This window comes from Mycobacterium shigaense (assembly GCF_002356315.1).
In the GTDB taxonomy this organism is placed as follows: Bacteria; Actinomycetota; Actinomycetes; order Mycobacteriales; family Mycobacteriaceae; genus Mycobacterium; species Mycobacterium shigaense.
Map to the genome: position 1 here is coordinate 1,533,930 of NZ_AP018164.1, position 24,078 is coordinate 1,558,007.

Sequence of the window (24,078 nt, forward strand, 5' to 3'; positions counted from 1 at the left end):
CGTCAGAGCGGGCGCAGCAGAATCGGCATGCCGTCCTTCGGCACCGGCATGCCGCCGTAGTCCCACTCGCACTTGTAGCCCGGGCGCGGCGGCTCCAGCCGGTAGCGTCGTAGCAGCCGGTGCAGGATGGTCTTGATCTCGAGCGTTCCGAACACCGACCCGATGCACTTGTGGACGCCGCCGCCAAACGGCGCGAACGCGTAGCGGTGTCGCTTGTGCTCGTTGCGCGGCTCGGTGAACCGCTCCGGGTCGAATTTCATTGGCTCCGTCCACAATTCGGGCAGCCGGTGATTCATCCCCGGGTAGGCGATGACGTTGGTGCCCTTCGGGATGTAGTAGCCCAGCAGGTCGGTGTCGCGCACCGTCTGCCGCATGGCCCACTGCACCGGGGTCACCAGCCGGATCGACTCGTTCATCACCAGGTCGAGGGATTCCAGCTTCTCCAGGGACTCGATGTCGACCGGTCCGTCGCCGAGCCGGTCGGATTCCTCGCGGCAGCGTTGCTGCCATTCCGGGTGGGTGGCCAGGTTGTAAGCCATGGTCGTTACCGTCGACGTCGACGTGTCGTGAGCGGCCATCATCAGGAAGATCATGTGATTGACGATGTCCTCGTCGGAGAACCTGTTGCCGTCCTCGTCTTCGGTGCGGCACAGCACCGACAGCAGGTCGTCGCCCCGGGTGACCCGCTGCTCCTTCACCCGCTCACGGAAGTAGTTCTCCAGCAGCTCGCGCGCCTTGAGGCCGCGCCACCAGGTGAAGGGGGGCACCGGGGTGCGGATGATCGCGTTGCCGGCCCGGGTGGTGATCGCGAAGGCGTTGTTGACCTTGGTCACCAGCTCGTGGTCGGTGCCCGGCTCGTGGCCCATGAACACCATCGACGCGATGTTGAGCGTGAGATCCTTCATTGCCGGGTAGAGCAGGAAGCGCGCGTCGTTGGTCACCCAGTCGTTGGCAATCGTCTGCGAGATCACCTGGTCCATCTGCTCGACGTAGCCGACCAGTCGGGAGCGGACGAAGGCCTCCTGCATGATCCGCCGGTGGAATAGGTGCTCTTCGAAATCGAGCAGCATCAGGCCGCGGTGGAAGAACGGTCCGATCACCGGAACCCAGCCCTGCTGCGAGTAGTCCTTGTTGCGGTTGGAGTAGATGACCTGCGCTGCGTCGGGTCCCAGCGCGGCGACGCCCGGGAGTACCGGCGAGTCCCCGAAGATCACGGGGCCCTTCGTGTTGTAGAGGTGCAGCAGGTAGTCGGGTCCGCCCCGCAGCATCTCGATGATGTGGCCGATGACCGGGAGCCCCGCGTCGCCGATGGCCGCCTTGAGGCCGCTGCCCGGCGGCGGGTCGGCAAGTTTGCGCTCCGGGAACTGCGTGCTGAGCAGTCTGCGCTCGACTATCCCCATGCCAGGAAAGTTGTTGATCGACGGCGTGAACCGGCGCCGAGCCCGGTCGAGCAGGTAGTGCGGGGTGCTGATGGTCGCAGCCATGGACGCTCCTTTGCTGACCCGGGGCAGGGTGACAGGTGTCACTATTTTGTCCATACTTCGTGACGAAGTTGACGGCTGTCAAGTTTGCTTTTCGCGTGGCGTGGTGCAAGGTCGGGGGATGAGCAGCGGCGCCGCAAATCTCGAGCCGGACGAGCCGGCCACGCGTCGACGCGGGGACAAGCACCGGCAGGCGATCATGACGGCGGTTCGCGAACTGCTGGAGGAAAAGCCGTTCGGAGAGCTCTCGGTCAGCTCGATCAGCCAGCGCGCCGGGGTCGCTCGGTCCGGCTTCTACTTCTACTTCGATTCCAAGTATTCGGTACTGGCCCAGATCCTCGGCGAGGCCACCGAAGAACTCGAAGAACTCACCCAGTATTTCGCCGCCCGGCAGCCGGGCGAGTCGCCCGAGCAGTTCGCCAAGCGGATGGTGGGCAGCGCCGCCGCCGTCTACGCGCACAACGACCCGGTGATGACGGCGTGTAACGCCGCGCGCCACACCGACGCCGAGATCCGCGACATCCTCGACCAGCAATTCGAGGTGGTGCTGGGTCAGATCACCGACATCATCGAGGCGGAGATGAAGGCCGGGACCGCCAACCCGATCAGCGACGATATCCCGACGTTGGTCCGGACGCTGACGGGCACCACCTCCTTGATGCTGGCGGGCGATCCGGTCTTCGCGGGCCACGACGAGGACGATCTCGACCGTCGCGTCCGCCTCCTCGAGCAGTTGTGGCTGAACTCGCTGTGGGGTGGCAGCGCGCGCTGACGGGCTGCCGCCGCCGTCGTTACCGGCGGTATCGTCACCGCATGGGGAGCACGGGATCTCGGCACTACTTCGCGGGGAAGCGGTGCCTGGTCACCGGGGCGGCCAGCGGGATCGGCAGGGCCACCGCGTTGAGCCTGGCGGCCCAGGGTGCCGAGTTGTTCCTGACCGATCGCGACGCCGACGGCCTAGAGCTGACGGTCGCCGATGTGCGGGCCCTCGGCGCCCGGGTCCCGCAGCACCGCGTGCTGGATATCGCCGATTACGACCAGGTTGTCGGGTTTGCCGCGGACATCCACACGGCGCATCCGAGCATGGACGTCGTGATGAACATCGCCGGGGTGTCGGCGTGGGGCACCGTCGACCGGCTGAGCCACGAGCAGTGGAACAGGATGATCGCGATCAACCTGATGGGTCCCATCCACGTCATCGAGACGTTCGTCCCGGCGATGGTGGCCGCCCGACGCGGCGGGCACGTGGTCAACGTGTCATCGGCGGCCGGACTGGTCGCGCTGCCGTGGCACGCTGCGTACAGCGCGAGCAAGTACGGACTGCGCGGGCTTTCGGAGGTGTTGCGGTTCGACCTGGCCCGGCACCGCATCGGCGTGTCGGTGGTGGTGCCGGGTGCGGTGAAGACGCCGCTGGTCGACTCCGTCGAGATCGCCGGCGTCGACCGCTCGGATCCCAAGGTCGGCCGGTGGGTCGACCGGTTCAGCGGCCACGCCGTCTCGCCGGAAAGGGCGGCCGACAAGATCCTGGCGGGGGTGCGCAAGAACCGGTACCTGATCTACACGTCGCAGGACATCCGGGCGCTGTATGCGTTCAAGCGGCTGGCGTGGTGGCCATACAGCCTGGCGATGCGTCAGGTGAACCTGATCTTCACCCGCGCGCTGCGACCCGGCCCGGCTCCGCTACCCCGGCATCACCAGCTCGAGTCGTACCCCGAGTAGCCGGACTGGTCGGTCCAATTCGAACAGATCGAGTACGCGCAGGGCCGCGGTAACGATGACGTCCGGATCGGTGGTGGGCGCGTCCAGCTTGCGGATCTTGGTGCGGGTGTAGAACTTCGCGGTGCGCACAGTCACCGCCACCCGGACCACGATGCGCGCCGAGGCCACGACGTCATCGAGTGCATGACGCGCCAAAGTCGTTACAGCCGAGTTCATTTCGGCGCGCTCGGTGAGATCGTGCGGGAAAGTGACGACGTGGCTGCGCGAGCGTGGAATCCAGGGTTCGGCGCTGACCTGGTCATCGCCACCGCCCTTGGCGAGCAACAGCAGCCATAGGCCGGCGCGGGCGCCGAATGCAGACGTGAGCAGTTCGGCGTCGGTGGAGGCCAGCTCGCGTACGGTGATTATCCCAAGGGCAGCAAGCTTTTTCGCAGTCTTGGGCCCCACGCTCCACAACGCGTCGACGGGATGGTCACCCACCAATTCCGGCCAGTTGGCGTCGGTGAGCACAAAGATGCCGGCCGGTTTCGCGAAGCCGGTGGCCACCTTGGCGCGCTGCTTGTTGTCGCTGATGCCGACTGAGCAGGACAGCCCGGTTTCGGACAGGACGACCGCGCGGATCTGCTCGGCGACTTCCAGCGGGTCGGCCGCGGACACCGCGACATAGGCTTCGTCCCAGCCCCGGACTTCGACCGGGTATCCCAGATCGCGCAACAAGCCCATCACCTGATCGGACGCCGCGTCGTAGGCGGCCGGATCCGACGGCAAGAAGGTGGCGTCCGGGCAGCGCCGCGCGGCGACACGCAACGGCATGCCCGCCCGCACCCCGGACGCGCGGGCCTCGTAGGAGGCGCACGTGACGACTTTGCGCGCTTCGGTGGGATCGCCGCTGCCGCCGACGATGACCGACAGCCCGGCCAGCTCCGGGCGGCGCTGCAGTTCGACCGAGGCCAGGAACTGGTCGAGGTCGACGTGGAGAACCCAGCGGGGTGTCACTGCCCACAGAGCTTGCGCGCCAGGCTTTCCCACGCGTCGCCCAGGGTCTGCAGCGTGTGGCCGCCGTGATGGAGCTGATGCTCGACGTAATCGACGTCGAGCAGGGCCAGCAGCGCATCGGTCTGGACGTCCAGATCGCCGCTGGCGTTCGCCGCCTGCAACAGCACCCGCACATGCGTGTGCTGCACGGCGGCCGCCCCGACGTGGCGGGTTCGTGGCTCACCCTTGGCCGCCGACAGCAGCGCATGGTGGGTATGGACGAAGCTCAGGCGCGCGCGGCCGAATGCCACCAGGCGCTCCATCGGCGGCGCGGCCGGGCCCAGCGGCGGCGGTCCGAAGAGAAATGCCTGCTGGCTGGCCCGTTCGTCTTCGTCGAGCAGCACCATCATTAGGCCGGCCCGGCTGCCGAACCGGCGGAACAGCGTGCCCTTGCCGACGCCGGCCTCGGCGGCGATGTCGTCCATGGTGACCGCGTCCGGGCCGCGCTTGCCGACCAGGTTGCGGGCGGCCTGCAACAGCAGCGCCCGATTGCGGGCGGCGTCGCCGCGCTCGTGCGGCGGATCGGCAGCAGACACGGGCAACTCGCCCAGCCGTTCGACACCGCTCATCCCTAGCACTTTAACGCTGCCGGAATAAATCGGACTGTGGTCCGGTTTGGTCGTGCGAAGATTTAGACCAATAACTGAAGGGAGTCGAACGATGGCGGAGATCAAGATCTTGGCGTTGGTGGGCAGCCTGCGTGCGGCATCGGTCAACCGCAAGATCGCCGAGCTAGCAGTCGACGTGGCGCCCGATGGCGTCGTCGTCACCGTGTTCGAGGGGCTCGGCGAATTGCCGTTCTACAACGAGGAAATCGACGACGCGACCACGCCGGACGCTCCGGCGCTGGCCCCGGTGGCCGCCCTGCGTGCCGCGGCGGCCGACGCCGATGCCGCCTTGGTCGTCACACCCGAGTACAACGGCAGCTACCCGGCGGTCGTCAAGAACGCGATCGACTGGCTGTCCCGCCCGTTCGGCAACGGCGCGCTGAAGGGCAAGCCGCTGGCGGTCATCGGCGGGGCCTTTGGCCAGTACGGCGGGGTGTGGGCGCACGACGACACGCGCAAGTCCTTCGGCATCGCCGGCGCCCGGGTCGTCGAGTCGATCAAGCTCTCGGTCCCGTTCACAACCCTGGAAGGCAAGGCTCCGGCGGAACACGCCGAGGTCTCGGCAAGCGTCCGCGACGTCGTCGGCAAGCTCGCCGCCGAAGTGGGCTGATTCAGCGGCATCGGACCAGCCGTGCGCCCGGCGACCAGCGCAGATCGGAAAACCGCCTAGCAAAGCCGCCAGCGTCCGCTGGCGGCTTTGCTAGCAGGCCTGCGGCGACGAGTTGTCGCTGTGACGGCAGCGGCCGTGTCGGTGGGCGGTGATACAACGGTGCGCATGACCGGACGCGACGCCGTTTGTGATGTGCGACACGCCGGTGTGTGGTGCGCGCCAAGCCTTACGACCAGGGAATTTCAAAATTGTTATTCAGAACATCTTGTATCTCGACAACTTGTGACCCACTAGGTGTAGTGTTTCGAACACCGACAGATCCCTGCATCGCCAAGCGGACCGGGCTTGGCGAAGCTCCCCGGAGACAGCTCGAACGTGCCGAAGTCCGCACTTCGCACCGACAGCGGCGCAACGGGAATCCCGGGGCTTGGCGGGACGCTGAACGTATTACTCCAAAGCAGTTGCCAGTCCGTCGTATCGACCTTCCGCAAAGGAGCGGCTCATATGAGCATCACCGTGTACACCAAGCCGGCATGCGTGCAGTGCAGCGCGACCTACAAAGCCTTGGACAAACAGGGCCTGGACTACAACACGGTCGACATCAGCCTGGACTCCGAGGCGCGTGACTACGTGATGGCCCTGGGCTATCTGCAGGCACCCGTCGTGGTGGCAGGAAACGACCACTGGTCCGGCTTCCGGCCCGACCGCATCAAGGCCCTCGCGTCGGCGGCGCTCAGCGCCTAGCGGGCGTACGACAAGTAAGGAGGTTGCGGTGCACTCGCGCAACCTGGTCTATTTCTCCAGCGTGTCGGAGAACACCCACCGGTTTGTCCAAAAGCTGGGTGTTCCCGCCACGCGGATCCCGCTGCACGGCCGCATCGAGGTCGACGAACCGTACGTGCTGATACTGCCGACCTATGGCGGCGGCCGCGCCACCCCGAACATCAACAACGGTGGTTACGTCCCCAAACAGGTCATCGCCTTTTTGAACAACGAGCACAACCGTTCGTTGATCCGCGGCGTCATCGCCGCGGGCAACAACAACTTCGGCGCGGAATTCGCCTACGCGGGCAATGTGGTGTCCCGTAAGTGCGGCGTTCCGTTCCTCTACCGCTTCGAACTGATGGGAACCCCGGACGACGTCGACGCCGTCCGCGTGGGCCTGGAAGAATTCTGGAAGGACCAGACGTGCCACCAACCGCCACAGCTGCAGAGCCTGTAATCGCCGGAGCCCACGCGCTGCCGGGGGAGACGGATTACCACGCGCTCAACGCGATGCTGAATCTGTACGACGTCGACGGCAAGATTCAGTTCGACAAGGACCGCGAGGCTGCACACGAGTACTTCCTGCAGCACGTCAACCAGAACACGGTGTTCTTCCACAATCAGGACGAGAAGCTCGACTACCTGATCAAGGAGAACTACTACGAGCGTGAGGTGCTCGACCAGTACTCGCGCAACTTCGTCAAGACGCTGCTCGACCGGGCCTACGCCAAGAAGTTCCGGTTCCCGACGTTCCTCGGCGCGTTCAAGTACTACACCTCGTACACGCTGAAGACGTTCGACGGGAAGCGCTACCTGGAGCGGTTCGAGGACCGCGTCGTGATGGTCGCGCTCACGCTCGCCTCCGGGGACACCGCGCTGGCCGAAAAGCTCGTCGACGAGATCATCGACGGCCGGTTCCAGCCGGCCACCCCGACCTTCCTGAATTCGGGCAAGAAGCAGCGCGGCGAGCCGGTGTCGTGCTTCCTGCTGCGTATCGAGGACAACATGGAGTCGATCGGGCGATCGATCAACTCGGCGCTGCAACTGTCCAAGCGCGGGGGTGGAGTTGCTTTGCTGCTGAGCAACATTCGCGAGCACGGTGCCCCGATCAAGAACATCGAGAACCAGAGCTCGGGCGTCATCCCGATCATGAAGCTGCTCGAGGATTCGTTCTCCTATGCCAACCAGCTCGGGGCCCGTCAGGGCGCCGGCGCGGTGTACCTGCACGCACACCACCCGGACATCTACCGATTCCTAGACACCAAGCGCGAGAACGCCGACGAGAAGATCCGGATCAAGACGCTGAGCCTGGGCGTGGTGATCCCGGACATCACCTTCGAGCTGGCCAAGAAGAACGAGGACATGTACCTGTTCTCGCCGTACGACGTCGAGCGGGTCTACGGCGTGCCGTTCGCCGACATCTCGGTCACCGAGAAGTACTACGAAATGGTCGACGACGCGCGCATCCGCAAGACGAAGATCAAGGCGCGCGAGTTCTTCCAGACGCTGGCCGAGCTGCAGTTCGAGTCCGGCTACCCGTACATCATGTACGAGGACACGGTGAACCGCGCCAACCCGATCGAGGGCAAGATCACCCACTCGAACCTGTGCTCGGAGATCCTGCAGGTGTCCACGCCGTCGCTGTTCAACGAGGACCTGTCGTATGCCAAAGTGGGCAAGGACATTTCGTGCAACCTGGGCTCGCTGAACATCGCCAAGACTATGGACTCGCCGGACTTCGCTCAGACCATCGAGGTGGCTATCCGCGCGTTGACGGCGGTGAGCGACCAGACGCACATCTGGTCGGTGCCCTCGATCGAGCAGGGCAACAACGAATCTCACGCGATCGGACTCGGCCAGATGAACCTGCACGGCTACCTGGCTCGCGAGCGCATCCTGTACGGCTCCGAAGAGGGCATCGACTTCACCAACATCTACTTCTACACCGTGCTTTACCACGCGCTGCGCGCGTCGAATCGCATTGCGATCGAGCGCGGTAGCAGGTTCGGCGGGTTCGAGAAGTCGAAGTACGCGTCGGGTGAGTTCTTCGACAAGTACACCGACCAAGTCTGGGAGCCGGCGACCGCGCGGGTACGGGAGTTGTTCGCCGAGGCGGACATTCGCATCCCGACGCAGGACGACTGGAAGCGGCTGAAGGAATCGGTGCGGCAGCACGGCATCTACAACCAGAACCTGCAAGCCGTGCCGCCGACGGGGTCGATCAGCTACATCAACCACTCGACCAGCTCGATCCACCCGGTGGCGAGCAAGATCGAGATCCGCAAGGAAGGCAAGATCGGCCGCGTCTACTACCCTGCGCCGTATCTGACCAACGACAACCTGGAGTACTACCAGGACGCCTACGAGATCGGCTACGAGAAGATCATCGACACCTACGCGGCGGCCACCCAGCACGTCGACCAGGGGCTGAGCCTGACGTTGTTCTTCAAGGACACCGCGACCACCCGTGACGTCAACAAGGCGCAGATCTACGCGTGGCGCAAGGGGATCAAGACGCTCTACTACATCCGGCTGCGGCAGATGGCGCTGGAGGGCACCGAGGTCGAGGGCTGCGTCTCCTGCATGCTGTAGTGGCGTCAGACCGCGACATCAGCCGCTGACCCGAGTTGCGCTAGTCGGTTCAAGCCCGCGCGGCGCATCGGGCCCGGCAAGATAGGCCTCAAGGGTCTGCCGTCGTTCGGCGATGCGCCGCTCCTTCGAAGCTAGCTCGTCGCGTACCTGCCGGATGCGTTCCAGTAGCGCCGAGCATTCGGTCGCGGGCCCCGGCGTTTGGGTGCACGGCAGGATGTCGCGGATCACCTTCGACGGTAGACCGGCGCGATAGAGATCCTGAATAAACGCGACGATCCGCACGGCCTCGGGGCTGTATTCGCGGTATCCATTGGATCGTCGCTGACTGCCCAAGAGGCCCTGATCCTCGTAATAGCGCAGGGCGCGGGTGCTAACGCCGGTTGCCCTGCTCAACTCGCCAATCCGCATAACCGAAGTCAACCTTGACGTTAACGCTAACGTCAAGGTTTACGGTCGGCGACTGTGATCACCACACCACGGGGTCGCGAGCACCCCGATGCGCAGGCTGGGCATCAGATGGTCCTCGTGACTGGCGGTTCCGGCTACCTAGGCAGCTGGACCATCGTCGAATTGCTCCGGCGCGGTTACCACGTCCGCACGACGATCCGCGACATCGCGCGGGAAGACCTGGTGCGATCGATGATCGCGACCCAAACGACCGCTCCCGACCGACTCGCCTTTGTGCAGGCAAACCTGCTCGAGGATGCCGGCTGGGATCAGGCGGCCGCGGGGGCGGACTTCGTCTTGCACGTCGCGTCGCCAATGCCCGTCGGAGAATATCGCGGAACTGACCTCGTGAGTCCTGCTGTGGAGGGCACCCGGCGAGTTCTGCACGCCGCGCGCGCCGCCGGTGTGCGTCGCGTCGTCCCGACATCTTCAGCCGAAGCTGCGGTGCCGCAGAAGAATTCGGGCCGGATCGCTGAAGAGACGATTTGGCGGGACGTGTCGGTCACATCTTCAGATGAATATGCCCGCGCCAAAACCGTTGCCGAACGAGAAGCATGGTCGTTTGCTGAGTCTGTCGGAGATCTCGAACTGAGCACGGTATTGCCATGTTTCATGCAGGGGCCGGTCCTCGGCGTCGATTACTCCGGTTCGGTCGACGCGGTCGCCATGATGCTCGGCGGCAAGCTGCCGGCGATTCCCCGCATCGGATGGAACATCGTCGACGTCCGCGACATCGTCGAACTTCACCTTCTTGCAATGACATCCCCGAAGGCCCTTGGGGAGCGTTTCATCGGCTCGGGCGAGTTTTTCTGGCTCAAAGACATCGCCGCGATACTGCGTGACAACCTGGGCGCCAGGGCGAAGAAGGTGCCGCGCCGCACACTGCCGAACACCTTCGTCAAAGCCGGCGCGCTGGTGAGCGGATTGATGCAGGACTTGGTGCCGCGGCTGGATAACGAGCAACCAGTGAGCTCGGCCAAGGCGCGGCGAATTCTCGGCTGGACGACGCGGCCAGCGGCCATCTCGCTACTGCAGACAGCGCAAAGTCTGATCGAACTCGAACTCGTCTAGCGCGTCGCCGGAAGCGCTGCGCTTGGGCTGCCAGGGATGACCGGTGCATACCGCGAGCAGTCGCCTAGCAAGTCTGCCCAGGTCAGCGCCCGCAGCGCGGTATGGTGCTTGATGTGGTGAGAGTGCCCCGACCATCTCGACCCCACCCCAGCGTCAAGCCCGGGGCCAAGGTCGACGCGCGCAGCGAGCGCTGGCGTGAACACCGCAAGAAGGTGCGCTGCGAAATCGTCGAAGCCGCGTTCCGCGCGATCGACCGCCTCGGGCCCGAGCTGTCCGTGCGGGAGATCGCCGAGGAGGCCGGCACCGCCAAGCCCAAGATCTACCGGCACTTCCACGACAAGTCCGATCTGTTCGAGGCGATCGGCGAGCGGCTGCGCGACATGCTGTGGGCCGCGATCTTCCCGTCGATCAACCTGGCCGACGACTCGGCCCGCGAGATCGTCCGACGCAGCGTCGAGGAATACGTCACCCTGGTCGACCAGCACCCCAACGTGCTGCGGGTCTTCATTCAGTCGCGGTCAGGGTCGCCCACCGAGGCGACCCTGCGCACGCTGAACGAGGGCCGCGAGATCACGCTGGCCATGGCCGACATGTTCGACAACGAACTGAAGGATTTCAAGCTCGACCATGCGGCTTTCGAGTTGGCCGCCCACGCGGCATTCGGCTCGGCCGCGTCGTCCACCGAGTGGTGGTTGGGCCCCGATCCGGACAGCCCGCGACGCATGCCGCGCGAGCAGTTCGTCGCCCACCTGACCACCATCATGATGGGCGTCATCGTCGGCACCGCCGAGGCCCTGGGCATCGCGGTGGACCCTGACCGGCCTGTGCACAGCGCCGTGCGCAGCAGCCCCGCGGCCAGCTGAGGACCAAAGTCCCGTTGACATCGCCCGGGCTTTCGTCAACACTCGTCGTATCCGATACCCTTGGTACTGGGTATTTACGTCGGCCGGTTGCGGGTAACCGAAGGGCCGCTGGCCGACACCCGACCTGAGCCGGGCCCCACGAGGAAGACCGATCCACTGTGACCGATGCACTGACACAAGCCGAGTCGACGTCCGCGGCGCACCAGCCGGTGCATACGCGCGCCATCATCATCGGGACCGGGTTCTCCGGCCTGGGCATGGCGATCAAGCTGCAGCAGCAGGGCGTCGACTTCGTGATCCTGGAAAAGGCCGCCGATGTCGGCGGCACCTGGCGCGACAACAGCTATCCCGGGTGCGCTTGTGATATTCCGTCGCATCTGTATTCGTTCTCGTTCGAACCCAAGCCGGACTGGAAGAACCCGTTCTCCTATCAGCCCGAGATCTGGGATTACCTCAAGGGCGTCACCGAGAAGTACGGGCTGCGCCGCTACATCGAGTTCAACTCGCTGGTCGATCGGGGCCATTGGGACGACGACGAGCACCGCTGGCACGTGTTCACCGCCGACGGGCGCGAGTTCGTCGGGCAGTTCCTGATTTCGGGTGCCGGTGCGCTGCACATCCCGTCGATCCCCAACATTGAGGGCCGCGACGAATTCCAGGGCGCCGCTTTTCATTCCGCGCAGTGGGATCACAGCGTCGATCTCACCGGCAAGCGGGTCGCGATGATCGGTACCGGTGCCAGCGCGATCCAGATCGTGCCCGAGATCGTCAAGGACGTCGCCGAACTCCAGCTCTACCAACGCACTCCGCCGTGGGTGGTGCCGCGGTCCAACCCCGAGCTGCCCGTCGCGGTGCGCTCGGCCATGCAGAACGTCCCCGGCCTGCGCGCGCTGGTGCGAGCAGCGATCTATTGGGGTCAGGAGGCGCTGGCCGTCGGCATGACCAAGCGGCCGAACCTGCTGAAATTCATTGAGGCGTACTGCAAATACAACATCCGCCGTTCGGTGAAGGATCGCGAGTTGCGGCGCAAGCTGATTCCGAACTATCGGATCGGCTGCAAGCGAATCCTGAACTCGTCCACCTATTACGGCGCGGTCGCCGATCCGAAGACCGACCTGATCACCGACGGCATCACCCGGATCACCCGCGACGGCATCGTCACCACCGACGGCACAGGCCGCGAGACCCTACGGGAAGCAGACGTGATCGTCTACGGCACCGGCTTCCACGTCACCGACTCCTACACCTACGTCCAGATCAAGGGGCGCGACGGGGAGGACCTGGTCGATCGCTGGAATCGGGAAGGCATCGGCGCGCATCGCGGCATCACCGTCGCCGGTATGCCCAACCTGTTCTTCCTGCTGGGTCCGAACACCGGGCTGGGGCACAACTCAGTGGTGTTCATGATCGAATCCCAGATCCGCTACGTCGCGGACGCGATCAAGACCTGCGACAAGCTGGGCGCCCAGGCGCTGGCCCCGACCCGCGCCGCACAGGACCGGTTCAACGACGAGCTGCAGGAAAGGCTCGGCCCGTCCGTGTGGAACAGCGGCGGCTGCAGCAGCTGGTATCTCGACGAGCACGGCAAGAACACCGTGCTGTGGGGCGGTTACACCTGGGAGTATTGGCGAGACACCCGCGCGATAAGGCGGGCCGAGTACGAGTTCTTCGGCGTGGGCAGCGCCGCACGGGCCAACGGCCGCGCGGTTGCCGCTACCATTTGACCCGCCGTCGGGCTTAGCCTAGGGGGGAAATGGGCGCTTATCAGACCGTCGTCGTCGGCACCGATGGCTCGGACTCGTCGCTGCGTGCGGTGGACCGCGCGGCGGCGGTCGCCGCGGAACACGGCGCGAAGTTGATCGTCGTGACGGCGCATCTGCCCGTCCCCGAGGAACGCGGCCGCTACGCCATCCCGCCGGGCAGCGACCACGGTCGGGACTACCGGACAGTGGGCGAGGCCCCCTATTACGCGATCCTGCAGACCGCCAAGGAGCGGGCGCATCAAGCCGGGGCCAGGAACGTGGAGGGGAAGTCGGTCGTCGGCGCCCCCATCACCGCGCTGGTGCAGCTTGCCGAGGAAGTCCTTGCCGACCTGCTGGTCGTCGGCAACATCGGGCTCAACAGCGTCGCCGGGCGGCTGCTGGGATCAGTCCCCTCCGAGGTCTCCCGCAAAGCCAAGACCGACGTCCTCATCGTCCACACCTCCGAGTGAGGCTAGCCGTCGGCTGAAGCCGTTGCGGCGCTTAGTTGTTCGCCCGACTTCGGGCCTTTCGCAAACGACCGGAGGCTCAGCCGCACGATGCGGTCCAGCACCCGGTCGGACACTATGCGGTTGACCCGCAGCAGAATCGCGGCGTCGCGACCGATGGTGTAGCGCGTCCGGGGGCGAGATGTGGTGGCGGCCTTGGCGATGATCTTTGCCGCGTGCTCGGCCGAGACGCCGTCCTGGCCGAACGATCGGGCCTGAGCCGTGACGGCGGCGGCGAGATCGTCGTAGCGCGCCAGCTGGGCTGTGGTCATGTTCGTCATCAGTCCCTCCGCGGTGGCGATTCCGCGCTCGGCCATCTCGGTCTTGACCGCTCCGGGTTCGATGACGACGACCTTGATCCCGGTACCGCCGAGTTCGCGGCGCAGGGCGTCGCTGACGGCCTCCAGCGCGAACTTCGAACCGGCGTATGCGCCATACGTCGGCAAGACCACCTTGCCGCCGACGGAACTGATGTTCACGACGGTGCCCGAGCTGTGTAACAGGGCCGGCAGCAGCGCCTGAGTCATCGCGATATGACCGAACAGGTTGACCTCGAACTGTTTGCGCCACTGGTCAATTGGCAGTGTCTCGACCGGCGCGTTGACAGCGATGCCGGCGTTGTTGATCAGCGCGCGAAGCGGGCGGCGCTGGGGATCTCGTGCGACCCGGTCGGCGATCGCGGCCACGTCCGATTCGACGGTGATGTCAAGGATGCGCGGTTCGAGCCCGTCTGGCCCGTTGGCCGCCAGTGCCTCGCCGTCGGCCTCGCGGCGGACGCCGGCTAGCACGTGAAAACCCCTGCGGGCCAGTTCCTTAGCCGTGGCGGCGCCCATGCCGGTCGAGGCGCCGGTGACGACGATCAGCTCGTGACGGGGGGAGTGATTCGCGGAAGTCATGAGGTCTCCAAAGAAATCGGCGGTGGTTGAGTTGACGTTGTCAACTGAAGCTAGACGTCTGAGTTGACGTTGTCAACTCAGAAGGGGGGCTTATGCTCGGCGCGTGACGACACGAGCCGAAAGTGCCGCGGCGACGCGCCGTTCGCTGCTGGAGGCGGCGGGGACGCTGCTCGATCTGGGTGGCGTCGAGGCGGTGACGCTGCGCGAGGTCGGAGCGCGTGCCGGTGTCTCGCGCTCCGCCGCCTATCGCCACTTCGCCGACAAGGACTCGCTGCTCGCGGTCCTGGCCACCAATGCCCTGAGCGAACTGGGTGACGCGCTCGAGGCATTGGTCAACAGTGGTGACTCGCCGACGGCGTCTCTGCGGTCAGGTCTGCTGTCGCTGATCGCCATCGGCCGCGCGCGGCCACACCTGTACCGACTGATGTTCGTCCCGCCCGCGGGCGATCCGACCGAGGCGAGGCAGGCGGCCGAACGTGCGCAAGGCCTGTTCCTCGACATCGTGGGCCGCATCACCGGTCCGGCCCAGGCGAGCCGTTATGGCGCACTGCTTTTGACCAGCGCCCACGGCATCACCGGATTGGACCTGAGCGGCCACATGGATCTGGACAAGTGGCAGACCAACGCCGAGGAACTCGTCGACACGCTCATCTCGGTATTGCCAAGAGCGTGACGAAGGCACGCGCCGCCGCGTCCACGCCGGCCTCGTCGTCGGTGGCCACCAGGTCCAGCACCAGGCCCCGGATCACGGCCAGCCCGAGCCGGGCGAAGGCGGGGTCGAACGTGGCGCCGGTGACCCGCTCGACCTCGGCGAGCCAGCCGTCGACCGCGCCGGGAACCATGCGGGCGAACGGCTCCTCGCCCTGGGCCGCGCGGGCGTAGCACTCGAAGAAGAGCCGCTCCAGCCGGCGCAGTTCGGGCCGCCGGACGTCGGCCCACATCGCGGCGAAGCTCTCGGCCGGGGTGCTCGGCAATTCCGGCAGCAGGGCCTGCTGGCGGCGCTCGACCTCCGCGACGATCGCCATCAGCAGATCATCGCGAGAGCCGAAGTGGTGCAACAGCATTCGATGACTGGTGCCGACGGCCTCGGCCACCTCGCGCAGCGAGCGGCCGCCGACGCCGCCGGACGCGAACTCCTCGACGAGCGCATCGAGCAGTTGCCGCCGCCGTTGCAGGTCAGGCGTGCGAACCATTGGTCCGGCTGAGCTGCTCAGAGCGGGCCTTGAGACCGTGGGCCTCCAGTTCGAGGAAGCGCCTGGTCTTCTTCGCCATCAGCCGTCCGGCCAGTGCGCCGAGGAGGCCCCGCTGGTCGAGTTGCTGGTGTACCAGGGTGGGTCCACCGGGTCGGGCAGTGACGTAGTGCTGGGCGGTGACCAGGACGCCAGGGGAGCGCGTCACCCAGGTCCAGGACGCCCCCGGTTCGATCTCGGTCACCTCCCAGACCAGCTTCTTCATGCCGGGCTGGTTGATCGCAAACCGCCTCCCGACGGCCAGGACGGGCCCGTCCAGCCCAGTCAGCGACGTCACCGAGGTGGTCCACTCGGGCCAGTGCTCGACGTCGCTGAAGACATCCCAGACCAGTTGCGCCGCCGCGGCGATCTCGATGCTGTCTTCGGTAAACATGTACCAAATGGTACATAGAAGCGTGCTCCGTTGAACAGGCCTACGCCTGCACGCGGGCGTCGAGGTGTTGGAGCGCCGCCTCGGCGCCGTTCCAGCCGGGGATGCCGGTCACGCCCGGGCCGGGGTGGGTGCATTGGCCACACAGGTAGAGCCCGTCGACCGGCGTGGCGAACTTGTCGGCCCCCTCCACGACACGGCCGGTCCACAGCTGGTTGGGCTGCAGCAGCCCATGCGAGTAGTCGCCGGCGTGCGCGCTGAAGGTGCTGCCGAAGTAGCGGTTGGAGAACACCACCCGGTTGGTGACGGAGTCGGCGAAGCCCGGCGCATACGTGTCGAAGATCTGCACGCAGGTGTCGGCGTACTGCTCCTTCCAGCTCCGGTTTTCGTCGGCATCGAGTCCGGTGGGGAAGTAGGGCGTGAAAATCGTTGCGCTGTGCTTGCCTTCGGGCGCCAGCGACGAGTCAACCATGCTGGGGATGTACAGATACGTGGGCGGGGCGTCGGGCAGCTGGCCTTTGCGGTATTGCTCCCAGGCGTCGCTGATGTATTCCGGCGACGGCGCATACGCGACCGTCGGACACCAGTGGCCGTTGTCGTGCATGTAGGGCTGCAGCCGCTCGATCCATTGCGGTGCTTGGTCGATGGTGAGATGGGCCTGGATGTAGCCGAGGTTGAAGTTGATCTCTTTGATCTTGCGGATGTAGTCGGGCGGAAAGTGCTGCGCGCCGGCCAGATTGACGAACGTGGTGTACGGGTCGAGTGAGGACAGCACCGCGTCGGCGGAAATCGTTGTGCCGTAGCGCAATTGGACTCCGGTGGCGCGCCCGCCCTCGACCAGGATCTCCTTCACATGCTGCTTTAGCTGCACCTGCGCGCCGAGCGACTCGGCACGCCGGCACAGCGCAGTGCTTAGCGAGCCGATTCCGCCGCGCGGCATGATGTATTCGACATTGCCGCCGCCGATCAGGTAGTGGTACAGCGTGGACGCATTCGAGCCCGGCGTCCAGGGGCCCCCGTCGAACGCGTCGATCGACATCGCGGCCAGTGAGCCCTGGATGCAGCGGCCCTGGTCCGGCGCCAGGAAACGCCGGACCGTGTCCATCGTGCTGCCGTACCACATCTGGGCGAAGTCGTGGCGATCCTCGGGCGTGGGCTGCGAGGCGATCACCTCGATGATGTCCAGCGGGGGCCCGAACGCCGAGTCGACGAAATAGGGTGCGAACCGGCCGATGTGGGCGAACAATCCGCCCAGGGCCGTCGCGACGTCGGCTCCGTGGTCCTCGAGCAGATGGCGCCCCATCCGCTCGAGGTCGTTGTACATCACGAAGGGGGCGTCCTGCGCGTCGCCGAAGGTGCACGTCGAGGTCCACTGATCCATCAGCTCGAAGCCCCACTTGGTGAGCTCCAGGCGCTCGGTCATCTCCTGGCGCCAGATCAGCACCGCCCACGCGCCGACGCTGTGCTTGTACCTGTCGAACAGTTCGCGGGTGGCGGCCATACCCCCGAGGAAGTGCGCGCGTTCCAGCACCAGCACCTTTGCGCCGCCCTTGGCCAGCACGTTCGCGGCGACCAAGCCATTGTGACCTGCTCCGATGACGATTGCGTCGTAGTCCGACATGCTGACTCCTCGCGGTATGATCCGGGACTCAACGCACAATGTCACACCTGACATATTTGCGTCAATGCTGACATTTGGTGTCTGCTTAGGGCGTGGAATCTCGTAGTCAACGGACGCGGCAGGCGCTGATACAGGCGGCGATGAAACGCTTCGTCGCCGATGGCGTGCACCAGACCAGCGTGTCCGACATCGCCGCGGACGTCGGGGTGACCGAGCGGACGTTCTACCGCCACTTCCCGTCCAAGCACGCGGTCATCTTCGCCGACTACGACATCGGCTTCGAGTGGTTCGCCCGCGCGCTCGCGTTGCGCCCGCACGGCGAACCCATCACCGCGTCGGTGCGAAAAGCCGTGGACGCCTTTCCTTTCGACTTTGCGATGGTTCGTGAGGCGGCAACGATCCGGTCGCGCGATCTCGACCAGGACATCATCACCACGCACATCCGGCGGATGCGCGATCAGGTGGCCGACGAGATCAGCCGCTTCATCCACGAGCGCTCCAAGCCCACCGCCGACGGGGCGATGATCGCCGACATCGCGGCGCACAGCCTGGCGACCGCGGTGTTCGCCTCGCTGGAAACTTGGATGAGCAAGGGCGGACACGACATCGACGAACTGAGCCGCCTCACCGACATCGCGCTGCGCACGCTGGAGGACGGCCTTACGTCGACGCTGCGGCACGCCGGGCTCGACTAGCCAGCTCAGGATTGAATTCGGCGTCACGGGGTACCCCGTCCCGAATCTGTCTTCTTGGGGGAGGGTGGCGATGCGGGCTGTGGTGTACAACGGGGAGCGGGATGTCTCTATCGAAGACGTCCCCGACCCGTTCATTGAGCGGCCCACCGACGTCATCGTCAAGATCACCGCATCGACCATCTGCGGCCCCGACCTGCACATGTACGAGGGCCGGACGGACCTGAAACCGGGAACGGTGATGGGCCACGAAAACCTCGGCGAGGTCGTCGAAGTCGGCCCCGCGGTCCGCAAACTCCGCCCCGGCGACCGGGTGTGCCTGCCCATCAATGTCAGCTGCGGGTTTTGCAAGAACTGTGCGGACGGCGCGACCGGCTTCTGCCGCACGGTGAATCCGCCGGCGGCGGGGGGTACCTACGGATACCCGAACATGGGGCCCTATAGCGGCGGACAGGCCGAGTACCTGCGCGTGCCGTTCGCGGACTTCAACGCGCTCAAGCTGCCCGAAGACAGCGTCGACAAGGAAAACGACTACGTGATGCTCGCCGCGGTCTTTCCCACCGGCTGGCACGGGACCCAACTCGCGCAGATGGAGCCCGGCGATCGCGTCGCGGTCTACGGCGCGGGACCGATCGGCATCATGGCCGCCTACTCCTCGTTGATCCAAGGTGCGACACAGGTTTTCGTCATCGACTACAACACCGAGCGGCTGGCCTTGGCGGAAAAGTTCGGCGCCATCGGCATCGATGCGGGTCGGATCGACGCCGTGGAGCACATCAAGGACCTCACCGGCGGCGAAGGAGTGGACCGCGGCGTCGAGGCCGTCGGTTACCGGGCGCTCGATCCCAGCGGCAGTGAGCAGTCGAGCCTGACGATCAATGCGCTCATCGATGTCGTTCGCCCGACCGGTGGCATCGGTGTGGTCGGCAGCTTCATCCCGCAAGACCCCGGCGTCGCAGACGAATTGGCGAAGCAGGGTCGGGTGGTCTTCGATTTCGGGACGTTCTTCTTGAAGGGGCAGACCATGGCGGCCGGCCAGGCCGACGTCAGGACCTACAGCCGGTATCTGCGTGACCTCATCCACGAAAACAAGGCGACGCCGTCGCGGCTGGTGTCACACAACCTGGGGCTCGCTGAGGCGCCGGACGCCTACCGGCATTGCGGCAATCGCGACCCGGCCTGGACGACAGTCGTGCTCAATCCCGACCGGGGCTGACCCTCGTTCGGCCCGTTGATCCGGAATCCGGCCTAATCTGGAGTTCGCGACACGTAAAACACAACTTCTTGTGTTGCCCCGGGTTGTCGTACCCCAGGGGTAGTGTCTGGAGCCTGATGTCCCTCCGGCAAAAACAGTGTGTGAAGTGGGGTTCTGGTGACCGAAAACATGAAGCTGATCGACCGCGCGTCGGCGATCAACTGGAACCGGGTGCAAGACGAGAAGGATGCCGAGGTCTGGGACCGGCTGACCGGGAATTTCTGGCTGCCCGAGAAGGTGCCGGTGTCCAACGACCTGCCCTCGTGGGGGACGCTGACCGCCAGTGAGAAGCAGCTGACGATGCGCGTGTTCACCGGGCTGACGCTGCTGGACACCATCCAGGGCACCGTCGGGGCGGTCAGCCTCATTCCCGACGCGCTGACCCCGCACGAGCAGGCCGTCTATACCAACATCGCGTTCATGGAGTCGGTGCACGCCAAGAGCTACAGCTCGATCTTCTCCACCCTGTGCTCGACGGCGGAGATCGACGACGCGTTCCGCTGGTCGGAGGAGAACCCCAACCTGCAGCGCAAGGCCGAGATCGTGATGCAGTACTACCGCGGCGACGAACCGCTGAAGCGCAAGGTGGCCTCCACGCTGCTGGAGAGCTTCCTGTTCTACTCCGGCTTCTACCTGCCGATGTACTGGTCGAGCCGGGCCAAGCTGACCAACACCGCCGACATGATCCGGCTGATCATTCGCGACGAGGCCGTGCACGGCTACTACATCGGCTACAAGTTTCAGCGGGGCCTGGCGCTCGTTGACGACGCGCGCAGGCAGGAGCTCAAGGACTACACCTACGAGCTGCTCTTCGAGCTCTATGACAACGAGGTGGAGTACACCCAGGACCTCTACGACGAGGTCGGCCTGACCGAGGACGTCAAGAAGTTCTTGCGGTACAACGCCAACAAGGCACTGATGAACCTCGGCTACGAGGCGCTGTTCCCGCGCGACGAGACCGACGTCAACCCGGCGATCCTGTCCGCGCTGTCGCCCAACGCCGACGAGAACCACGACTTCTTCTCCGGGTCGGGCTCCTCGTACGTGATCGGCAAGGCCGTCGTCACCGAAGACGAGGACTGGGACTTCTAAGCGGCAGGCCGCGATCCCGCTGGGGCAGGATGGGCGGGATGAGTGGTGACGATCCGGTGGGCGCGGCGGACTTCCGTCGTGCATTGGCGCTGATTCAGCACGGCGAGCGCGGCGACGTCGCGAGCATGCGCGTCGTCCTCGACGACGAAGTCATTCCGCTCGACCGGCTTGCACAGCTGATCCGCGCTACCGTGTCGATCCTGTGGCAACTGGCGTCGCAATTGTGCGAAGCGGACGAGCTCGCGGAGATCGGCGCCATGCTGACCGTGGCGGCCACCGTCGACGAGATCGAACTCGACGACGACAACCGGCTGGTGGCGCGGATCGCCATGGCTCAGCATTCCGAAGATCTCGACGCCGAGAATGAGGTGCTCCGCGACGCCGCCGCGACGCCCGATGGCCTGGTGCGCCTCGCGCTCACCACCGCCGGCGTCGTCTCGGCGATGTTGCCCCAACTGCGTACCGCCGTCGGCCGGCAGTTGCTCAACAACCTGGCGATGGACGCCCTGCGTGCGGAGCACAGTTAGCGGATTTGTTCGGGTGTCGTGCGTGATAAACCGCGACATGCGGGGAACCCGTCTGCCTACCGGGCCGGGGGCGTCTCTGAGGGGTGCTCCCGGCCCGACCCGGGTACGCTGACCCCGCAGCTTGGTTCACACTGACAAAGGGGTACCAAGAATGAGTCTCAGCGATGTCGCGGCCCGGGTACTGGCATTCATCCACGCCGGCTATCCGGAGGGCGTCCCGCCGACCGATTACTACCCGCTGCTGGCGTTGCTCCGGCATCGGCTGACCGAGGACGAGGTGTCGGCGATCGCCGCTCAGCTGGCGCCGGGCGACAACTCGAGGGTCGAGACCGGCGAGATACGCACGGCCATCACGCAGCTGACCGACCAAGTGCCGTCCGCCGAAGATCTCGACCGAGTGCGGGCCCGGCTGGAGAGTGCGGGCTGGGCGGCCGACGCCGTCTAGTCCACGAAAGGCGTAGGGCTACTTGGCTTTCAAGCAGTACGGGACTCGCCCGTCGTTTGGAAGAGGATCCGCGGACCCACCGAGTGGTCGGCGAAACGCTTGTAGTGGCGGCTCAGCAACGTGGTGTCGACCGCGACGGGCACGGTGTGGGGGCACCGCTTGTCCAACACCACCGAGAACAGCAGGCCGTGTAACTCGTCCATCGCGTCGCCGTACGCTAGTTGGCTGGCAGGGCGCGGATTTCCGGACAGCACAACGTCTTTGGCGTTGCGGCTGAGATCCACTGCGATGCGGCCCATTTCGGCGAAGTAGCCATTGACGTCGGCTCGGAACCGCGGGGCTCGGGGTGCCGGCAAGCTCGGCGACGTGCCGGGCCAGCGCGCCCATCTCGCCGACGTCGGCGACATTCTGCATGCTCGCCAGCACCGCCCGCAGATCGATCGCGACGGGGGCGCTCCATCATGTCCGCGACAGCGCGGGCCAGCGCGTCGAGCTGGTGGTGGACGCCGTGCGCACGGGAGTCAACGCTAGACCGCTGCGACAGGCGCCGGCAGGCAACGCGCGGGTAAGTTGAGCCGAACGGCAGGAATCAAAATGGGGTGTCAGGTGCAGCTCAGCGAGTTGGTGGTCAGGTTCGTGGCTTTCATTCGCGCCGGGTACCCGCAGGGCGTGCCGCAAACCGACTACATCCCGCTTGTCGCGCTGCTGCGCCGCCGGCTCACCGACGAGGAGATCGCGGCCGTGGCCAGCCAGCTGGCGGCCGGAGGCGACCTGCGCGACTTCACGATCGACATCGCCGACATCGGCGCGGCCATCACCCGGATCACCGATGAACTCCCGTCCCCGGCCGATATGGAACGCGTTCAGCGTCATTTGGCGGAGCTGGGCGGCTGGCCGGTGAGTACCGACGACTAGCGGCGCGTCGCCCGGCGAATTGCCTGGTGAAGATGTTCAGGTCATGAACGGCGCATGAATAGTGGCGGTGCTCCGGAGCCAGGGTAAGCCCCTACCGCGAGACTGATGGGGTGTCGACTCACACTCACAAGCACACGAACTTCCTCCGCTCGGTGATCCGCTGGCTGGACGTCGGCTACCCGCAAGGCGTTCCCGGGGCGGACCAGGTGCCGTTGTTCGCGCTATTGAGCAGCACACCACTGACCGAAGAGCAACTCCGCGAGGTGGTGGCCAACCTCAAGAAGACGCATCCGAATCCCGACGACCCGATCAACAAGGGCGAGATTTCGGACTTCATCTCCCAGGTCACTCATTACGACGCCGGGCGGGACAACATCATTCGGGTGGCCGCGACGCTGGCCGCCGCCGGGTGGCCGCTGGCCGGGATCGACGTCAGCGAGGTGATTCCCGGTGACGAGCACGGGGAGGCCGCCGAAGGCATCTGCTGTCTGCACGACGTTTCGGAGACCGCCTCACAGGGTTGAGATGTCGATGACGAAGCGGTAGCGGACGTCGCTGGCGAGCACCCGCTCGTACGCCTCGTTGACGTAGGCCGCTTCGATGACCTCGATTTCGGGGGTCACGTCGTGCTGGGCGCAGAAGTCCAGCATCTCTTGGGTTTCCGGGATCCCGCCGATGTTCGACCCGGACAGGCTGCGGCGCGCCAGCGCCAGCGGGAACGCCCCGATCTGCATGGGGTGCTCGGGGATGCCCAATTCGACGAGCGTGCCGTCGACGTCGAGCAGGCCCACGTAGTCGTCGAGCTTTAGGTTCGCCGAGACGGTGTTCAGGATGAGGTCGAAGCTGCTGCGCAACTCCTTGAAGGTCTCGCGTTCGGCGGTGGCGTAATAATGCTTGGCGCCCAAGCGAATTCCGTCTTCCATCTTCTTCAGCGATTGCGAAAGCACGGTCACCTCGGCGCCCATCGCCGCGCCGAGCTTCACGCCCATGTGCCCGAGGCCACCCAGGCCGATGATCGCCAGCCGGGTGCCCTCGCCGGCCTTCCAGTGCCGCAGCGGTGAGAACAGCGTGATGCCCGCGCACAGCAGCGGCGCCGCCTTGTCCAGCGGCAGCGAGTCGGGGATGCGCAGGACGAAGTTCTCGTCGACCACGATGGCCTGGCTATAGCCGCCCTGGGTGATGGTGCCGTCCTTGTCGACGGCGTTGTAGGTGAACGTCGCGCCGTTCTTGCAGTAGTTCTGCAGTCCAGCCTGGCAGCTGCTGCAGTGGCCGCAGGAATTCACCATGCAGCCGACGCCGACATGGTCGCCCGGCTGGTACTTGGTGACCTCGGAGCCGACGGCGCTCACCACGCCGGCGATCTCGTGGCCGACGACCAGCGGGTAGTTCGGCACGCCCCACTCGGCCTTGGCGGTGTGGATGTCGGAGTGGCAGATGCCGGCGAACTTGATGTCGATCGCCACGTCGTGCGGGCCGGGCTCGCGCCGCTCGATGGTGGTTTTGGTCAAGGGTCCGGTCGCCGAGGTGGCGGCGTAGGCCGAAACAGTGCTCATCAGGAATTCCTCTTCATGTCGAA

At 65.6% G+C, this 24,078-nt stretch carries 28 protein-coding genes; 18 read left to right on the top strand and 10 right to left on the bottom strand.

What is annotated here, in order from left to right; all coding sequences use genetic code 11:
* Window positions 1–2: 2 nt before the first annotated feature.
* Complete coding sequence (locus MSG_RS07310) at window positions 3–1,484, bottom strand: cytochrome P450 (protein ID WP_096438361.1); 1,482 nt, start codon at window positions 1,482–1,484, stop codon at window positions 3–5.
* Window positions 1,485–1,602: 118 nt separating this feature from the next.
* On the opposite strand from MSG_RS07310, the gene MSG_RS07315 reads away from it, so the two are divergent.
* On the top strand, window positions 1,603–2,253 hold the full coding sequence (locus MSG_RS07315) for a TetR/AcrR family transcriptional regulator (protein ID WP_096438363.1): 651 nt from the start codon (window positions 1,603–1,605) through the stop codon (window positions 2,251–2,253).
* Window positions 2,254–2,294: 41 nt separating this feature from the next.
* Complete coding sequence (locus MSG_RS07320) at window positions 2,295–3,200, top strand: SDR family oxidoreductase (protein ID WP_096438365.1); 906 nt, start codon at window positions 2,295–2,297, stop codon at window positions 3,198–3,200.
* Here MSG_RS07320 and MSG_RS07325 read toward each other — a convergent pair.
* Both MSG_RS07325 and MSG_RS07330 read right to left on the bottom strand, forming a co-directional pair.
* Window positions 3,162–4,196 (bottom strand): DNA polymerase IV, encoded by a 1,035-nt coding sequence (locus MSG_RS07325; RefSeq protein ID WP_096438367.1) that lies wholly within the window; start codon window positions 4,194–4,196, stop codon window positions 3,162–3,164. The genes MSG_RS07320 and MSG_RS07325 overlap by 39 nt on opposite strands.
* A complete protein-coding gene (locus MSG_RS07330) occupies window positions 4,193–4,804 on the bottom strand; it encodes a TetR/AcrR family transcriptional regulator (protein WP_096438368.1) in 612 nt (203 codons plus the stop codon). Before MSG_RS07330 ends, MSG_RS07325 begins: the two co-directional genes overlap by 4 nt.
* A 91-nt stretch (window positions 4,805–4,895) precedes the next feature.
* Between MSG_RS07330 and MSG_RS07335 the strand changes: the two genes are divergently transcribed.
* The 4 genes from MSG_RS07335 to nrdE all read left to right on the top strand — a co-directional run bounded on the left by MSG_RS07335 (window position 4,896) and on the right by nrdE (window position 8,810).
* Complete coding sequence (locus MSG_RS07335; protein WP_096438370.1) at window positions 4,896–5,453, top strand: NAD(P)H-dependent oxidoreductase; 558 nt, start codon at window positions 4,896–4,898, stop codon at window positions 5,451–5,453.
* Window positions 5,454–5,957: 504 nt separating this feature from the next.
* Window positions 5,958–6,197, top strand: coding sequence for a redoxin NrdH (locus tag MSG_RS07340; RefSeq protein ID WP_096438372.1), 240 nt, complete (start codon window positions 5,958–5,960; stop codon window positions 6,195–6,197).
* Between the two features lie 28 nt (window positions 6,198–6,225).
* The gene (nrdI, locus tag MSG_RS07345) at window positions 6,226–6,675 is read left to right on the top strand and encodes a class Ib ribonucleoside-diphosphate reductase assembly flavoprotein NrdI (RefSeq protein WP_096438374.1); all 450 of its coding nucleotides are present in this window, start codon (window positions 6,226–6,228) and stop codon (window positions 6,673–6,675) included.
* On the top strand, window positions 6,642–8,810 hold the full coding sequence (gene nrdE, locus MSG_RS07350) for a class 1b ribonucleoside-diphosphate reductase subunit alpha (protein ID WP_096438376.1): 2,169 nt from the start codon (window positions 6,642–6,644) through the stop codon (window positions 8,808–8,810). Before nrdI ends, nrdE begins: the two co-directional genes overlap by 34 nt.
* 18 nt (window positions 8,811–8,828) lie before the next feature.
* Here the strand turns inward: nrdE and MSG_RS07355 are convergent, their stop codons facing one another.
* Complete coding sequence (locus MSG_RS07355; RefSeq protein WP_096438378.1) at window positions 8,829–9,218, bottom strand: MerR family transcriptional regulator; 390 nt, start codon at window positions 9,216–9,218, stop codon at window positions 8,829–8,831.
* A gap of 54 nt (window positions 9,219–9,272) precedes the next feature.
* Between MSG_RS07355 and MSG_RS07360 the strand changes: the two genes are divergently transcribed.
* The 4 genes from MSG_RS07360 to MSG_RS07375 all read left to right on the top strand — a co-directional run bounded on the left by MSG_RS07360 (window position 9,273) and on the right by MSG_RS07375 (window position 13,403).
* A complete protein-coding gene (locus MSG_RS07360; protein ID WP_197705016.1) occupies window positions 9,273–10,328 on the top strand; it encodes an NAD-dependent epimerase/dehydratase family protein in 1,056 nt (351 codons plus the stop codon).
* 113 nt (window positions 10,329–10,441) lie between these two features.
* On the top strand, window positions 10,442–11,191 hold the full coding sequence (locus tag MSG_RS07365) for a TetR/AcrR family transcriptional regulator (RefSeq protein WP_096444189.1): 750 nt from the start codon (window positions 10,442–10,444) through the stop codon (window positions 11,189–11,191).
* A 158-nt stretch (window positions 11,192–11,349) separates the two neighbouring features.
* Window positions 11,350–12,915 carry a flavin-containing monooxygenase gene (locus MSG_RS07370; RefSeq protein WP_096438380.1) on the top strand — a complete coding sequence of 522 codons (1,566 nt, stop codon included), beginning with the start codon at window positions 11,350–11,352 and terminating at the stop codon, window positions 12,913–12,915.
* A gap of 29 nt (window positions 12,916–12,944) precedes the next feature.
* Window positions 12,945–13,403, top strand: a complete 459-nt coding sequence (locus tag MSG_RS07375; RefSeq protein ID WP_096438382.1) for a universal stress protein — start codon at window positions 12,945–12,947, stop codon at window positions 13,401–13,403.
* Between the two features lie 2 nt (window positions 13,404–13,405).
* Here MSG_RS07375 and MSG_RS07380 read toward each other — a convergent pair whose 3' ends face one another.
* A complete protein-coding gene (locus tag MSG_RS07380) occupies window positions 13,406–14,335 on the bottom strand; it encodes an SDR family NAD(P)-dependent oxidoreductase (protein WP_096438384.1) in 930 nt (309 codons plus the stop codon).
* Between the two features lie 103 nt (window positions 14,336–14,438).
* Here MSG_RS07380 and MSG_RS07385 point away from each other — a divergent pair, with 103 nt between their 5' ends.
* A complete protein-coding gene (locus MSG_RS07385) occupies window positions 14,439–15,008 on the top strand; it encodes a TetR/AcrR family transcriptional regulator (protein ID WP_096438386.1) in 570 nt (189 codons plus the stop codon).
* Here the strand turns inward: MSG_RS07385 and MSG_RS07390 are convergent.
* Genes MSG_RS07390 through MSG_RS07400 form a run of 3 tightly spaced genes read right to left on the bottom strand, consistent with a single transcriptional unit; the run spans window position 14,983 to window position 17,576 of the window.
* Window positions 14,983–15,528 (bottom strand): TetR/AcrR family transcriptional regulator, encoded by a 546-nt coding sequence (locus tag MSG_RS07390; protein WP_096438388.1) that lies wholly within the window; start codon window positions 15,526–15,528, stop codon window positions 14,983–14,985. The genes MSG_RS07385 and MSG_RS07390 overlap by 26 nt on opposite strands.
* Window positions 15,512–15,958 (bottom strand): SRPBCC family protein, encoded by a 447-nt coding sequence (locus tag MSG_RS07395; RefSeq protein WP_096438390.1) that lies wholly within the window; start codon window positions 15,956–15,958, stop codon window positions 15,512–15,514. The genes MSG_RS07390 and MSG_RS07395 overlap by 17 nt, the downstream gene beginning before the upstream one ends.
* 40 nt (window positions 15,959–15,998) lie before the next feature.
* A complete protein-coding gene (locus MSG_RS07400) occupies window positions 15,999–17,576 on the bottom strand; it encodes a phytoene desaturase family protein (RefSeq protein WP_170063144.1) in 1,578 nt (525 codons plus the stop codon).
* Window positions 17,577–17,668: 92 nt separating this feature from the next.
* On the opposite strand from MSG_RS07400, the gene MSG_RS07405 reads away from it, so the two are divergent.
* From MSG_RS07405 to MSG_RS07425, 5 genes are all read left to right on the top strand, one after another.
* Complete coding sequence (locus MSG_RS07405) at window positions 17,669–18,271, top strand: TetR/AcrR family transcriptional regulator (RefSeq protein WP_142404461.1); 603 nt, start codon at window positions 17,669–17,671, stop codon at window positions 18,269–18,271.
* A 70-nt stretch (window positions 18,272–18,341) separates the two neighbouring features.
* A complete protein-coding gene (locus MSG_RS07410) occupies window positions 18,342–19,484 on the top strand; it encodes a glutathione-independent formaldehyde dehydrogenase (RefSeq protein WP_096438396.1) in 1,143 nt (380 codons plus the stop codon).
* A 156-nt stretch (window positions 19,485–19,640) separates the two neighbouring features.
* Entirely contained in the window at window positions 19,641–20,615 is a 975-nt protein-coding gene (nrdF, locus tag MSG_RS07415; RefSeq protein ID WP_181159149.1) for a class 1b ribonucleoside-diphosphate reductase subunit beta, read from the top strand.
* Between the two features lie 56 nt (window positions 20,616–20,671).
* Window positions 20,672–21,142 (top strand): hypothetical protein, encoded by a 471-nt coding sequence (locus tag MSG_RS07420; RefSeq protein ID WP_170063145.1) that lies wholly within the window; start codon window positions 20,672–20,674, stop codon window positions 21,140–21,142.
* Window positions 21,143–21,293: 151 nt separating this feature from the next.
* Complete coding sequence (locus MSG_RS07425) at window positions 21,294–21,587, top strand: DUF3349 domain-containing protein (protein WP_096438400.1); 294 nt, start codon at window positions 21,294–21,296, stop codon at window positions 21,585–21,587.
* A 29-nt stretch (window positions 21,588–21,616) separates the two neighbouring features.
* Here the strand turns inward: MSG_RS07425 and MSG_RS07430 are convergent, their stop codons facing one another.
* A complete protein-coding gene (locus MSG_RS07430) occupies window positions 21,617–21,943 on the bottom strand; it encodes a phosphate signaling complex PhoU family protein (RefSeq protein ID WP_142404462.1) in 327 nt (108 codons plus the stop codon).
* 238 nt (window positions 21,944–22,181) lie between these two features.
* Here MSG_RS07430 and MSG_RS07435 point away from each other — a divergent pair, with 238 nt between their 5' ends.
* Window positions 22,182–22,502: a DUF3349 domain-containing protein gene (locus tag MSG_RS07435; protein WP_096438404.1), complete on the top strand. Its 321-nt coding sequence runs from the start codon at window positions 22,182–22,184 to the stop codon at window positions 22,500–22,502.
* A gap of 110 nt (window positions 22,503–22,612) precedes the next feature.
* On the top strand, window positions 22,613–23,026 hold the full coding sequence (locus MSG_RS07440) for a DUF3349 domain-containing protein (RefSeq protein WP_232011190.1): 414 nt from the start codon (window positions 22,613–22,615) through the stop codon (window positions 23,024–23,026).
* On the opposite strand, the gene MSG_RS07445 is transcribed toward MSG_RS07440, so the two are convergent.
* Window positions 23,015–24,055 (bottom strand): NAD(P)-dependent alcohol dehydrogenase, encoded by a 1,041-nt coding sequence (locus tag MSG_RS07445; protein ID WP_096438408.1) that lies wholly within the window; start codon window positions 24,053–24,055, stop codon window positions 23,015–23,017. The genes MSG_RS07440 and MSG_RS07445 overlap by 12 nt on opposite strands.
* Between the last annotated feature and the right edge of the window lie 23 nt (window positions 24,056–24,078).

What these genes read in the sequence shown, in the direction of transcription:
- MSG_RS07310 (WP_096438361.1), bottom strand. Translation starts at nt 1,484, where the DNA reads ATGGCTGCGACCATCAGCACCCCGCACTACCTGCTCGACCGGGCTCGG.
- MSG_RS07315 (WP_096438363.1), top strand. Translation starts at nt 1,603, where the DNA reads ATGAGCAGCGGCGCCGCAAATCTCGAGCCGGACGAGCCGGCCACGCGT.
- MSG_RS07320 (WP_096438365.1), top strand. Translation starts at nt 2,295, where the DNA reads ATGGGGAGCACGGGATCTCGGCACTACTTCGCGGGGAAGCGGTGCCTG.
- MSG_RS07330 (WP_096438368.1), bottom strand. Translation starts at nt 4,804, where the DNA reads ATGAGCGGTGTCGAACGGCTGGGCGAGTTGCCCGTGTCTGCTGCCGAT.
- MSG_RS07335 (WP_096438370.1), top strand. Translation starts at nt 4,896, where the DNA reads ATGGCGGAGATCAAGATCTTGGCGTTGGTGGGCAGCCTGCGTGCGGCA.
- MSG_RS07340 (WP_096438372.1), top strand. Translation starts at nt 5,958, where the DNA reads ATGAGCATCACCGTGTACACCAAGCCGGCATGCGTGCAGTGCAGCGCG.
- MSG_RS07355 (WP_096438378.1), bottom strand. Translation starts at nt 9,218, where the DNA reads ATGCGGATTGGCGAGTTGAGCAGGGCAACCGGCGTTAGCACCCGCGCC.
- MSG_RS07375 (WP_096438382.1), top strand. Translation starts at nt 12,945, where the DNA reads ATGGGCGCTTATCAGACCGTCGTCGTCGGCACCGATGGCTCGGACTCG.
- MSG_RS07380 (WP_096438384.1), bottom strand. Translation starts at nt 14,335, where the DNA reads ATGACTTCCGCGAATCACTCCCCCCGTCACGAGCTGATCGTCGTCACC.
- MSG_RS07390 (WP_096438388.1), bottom strand. Translation starts at nt 15,528, where the DNA reads ATGGTTCGCACGCCTGACCTGCAACGGCGGCGGCAACTGCTCGATGCG.
- MSG_RS07395 (WP_096438390.1), bottom strand. Translation starts at nt 15,958, where the DNA reads ATGTTTACCGAAGACAGCATCGAGATCGCCGCGGCGGCGCAACTGGTC.
- MSG_RS07400 (WP_170063144.1), bottom strand. Translation starts at nt 17,576, where the DNA reads ATGTCGGACTACGACGCAATCGTCATCGGAGCAGGTCACAATGGCTTG.
- MSG_RS07410 (WP_096438396.1), top strand. Translation starts at nt 18,342, where the DNA reads ATGCGGGCTGTGGTGTACAACGGGGAGCGGGATGTCTCTATCGAAGAC.
- MSG_RS07425 (WP_096438400.1), top strand. Translation starts at nt 21,294, where the DNA reads ATGAGTCTCAGCGATGTCGCGGCCCGGGTACTGGCATTCATCCACGCC.
- MSG_RS07435 (WP_096438404.1), top strand. Translation starts at nt 22,182, where the DNA reads ATGGGGTGTCAGGTGCAGCTCAGCGAGTTGGTGGTCAGGTTCGTGGCT.
- MSG_RS07445 (WP_096438408.1), bottom strand. Translation starts at nt 24,055, where the DNA reads ATGAGCACTGTTTCGGCCTACGCCGCCACCTCGGCGACCGGACCCTTG.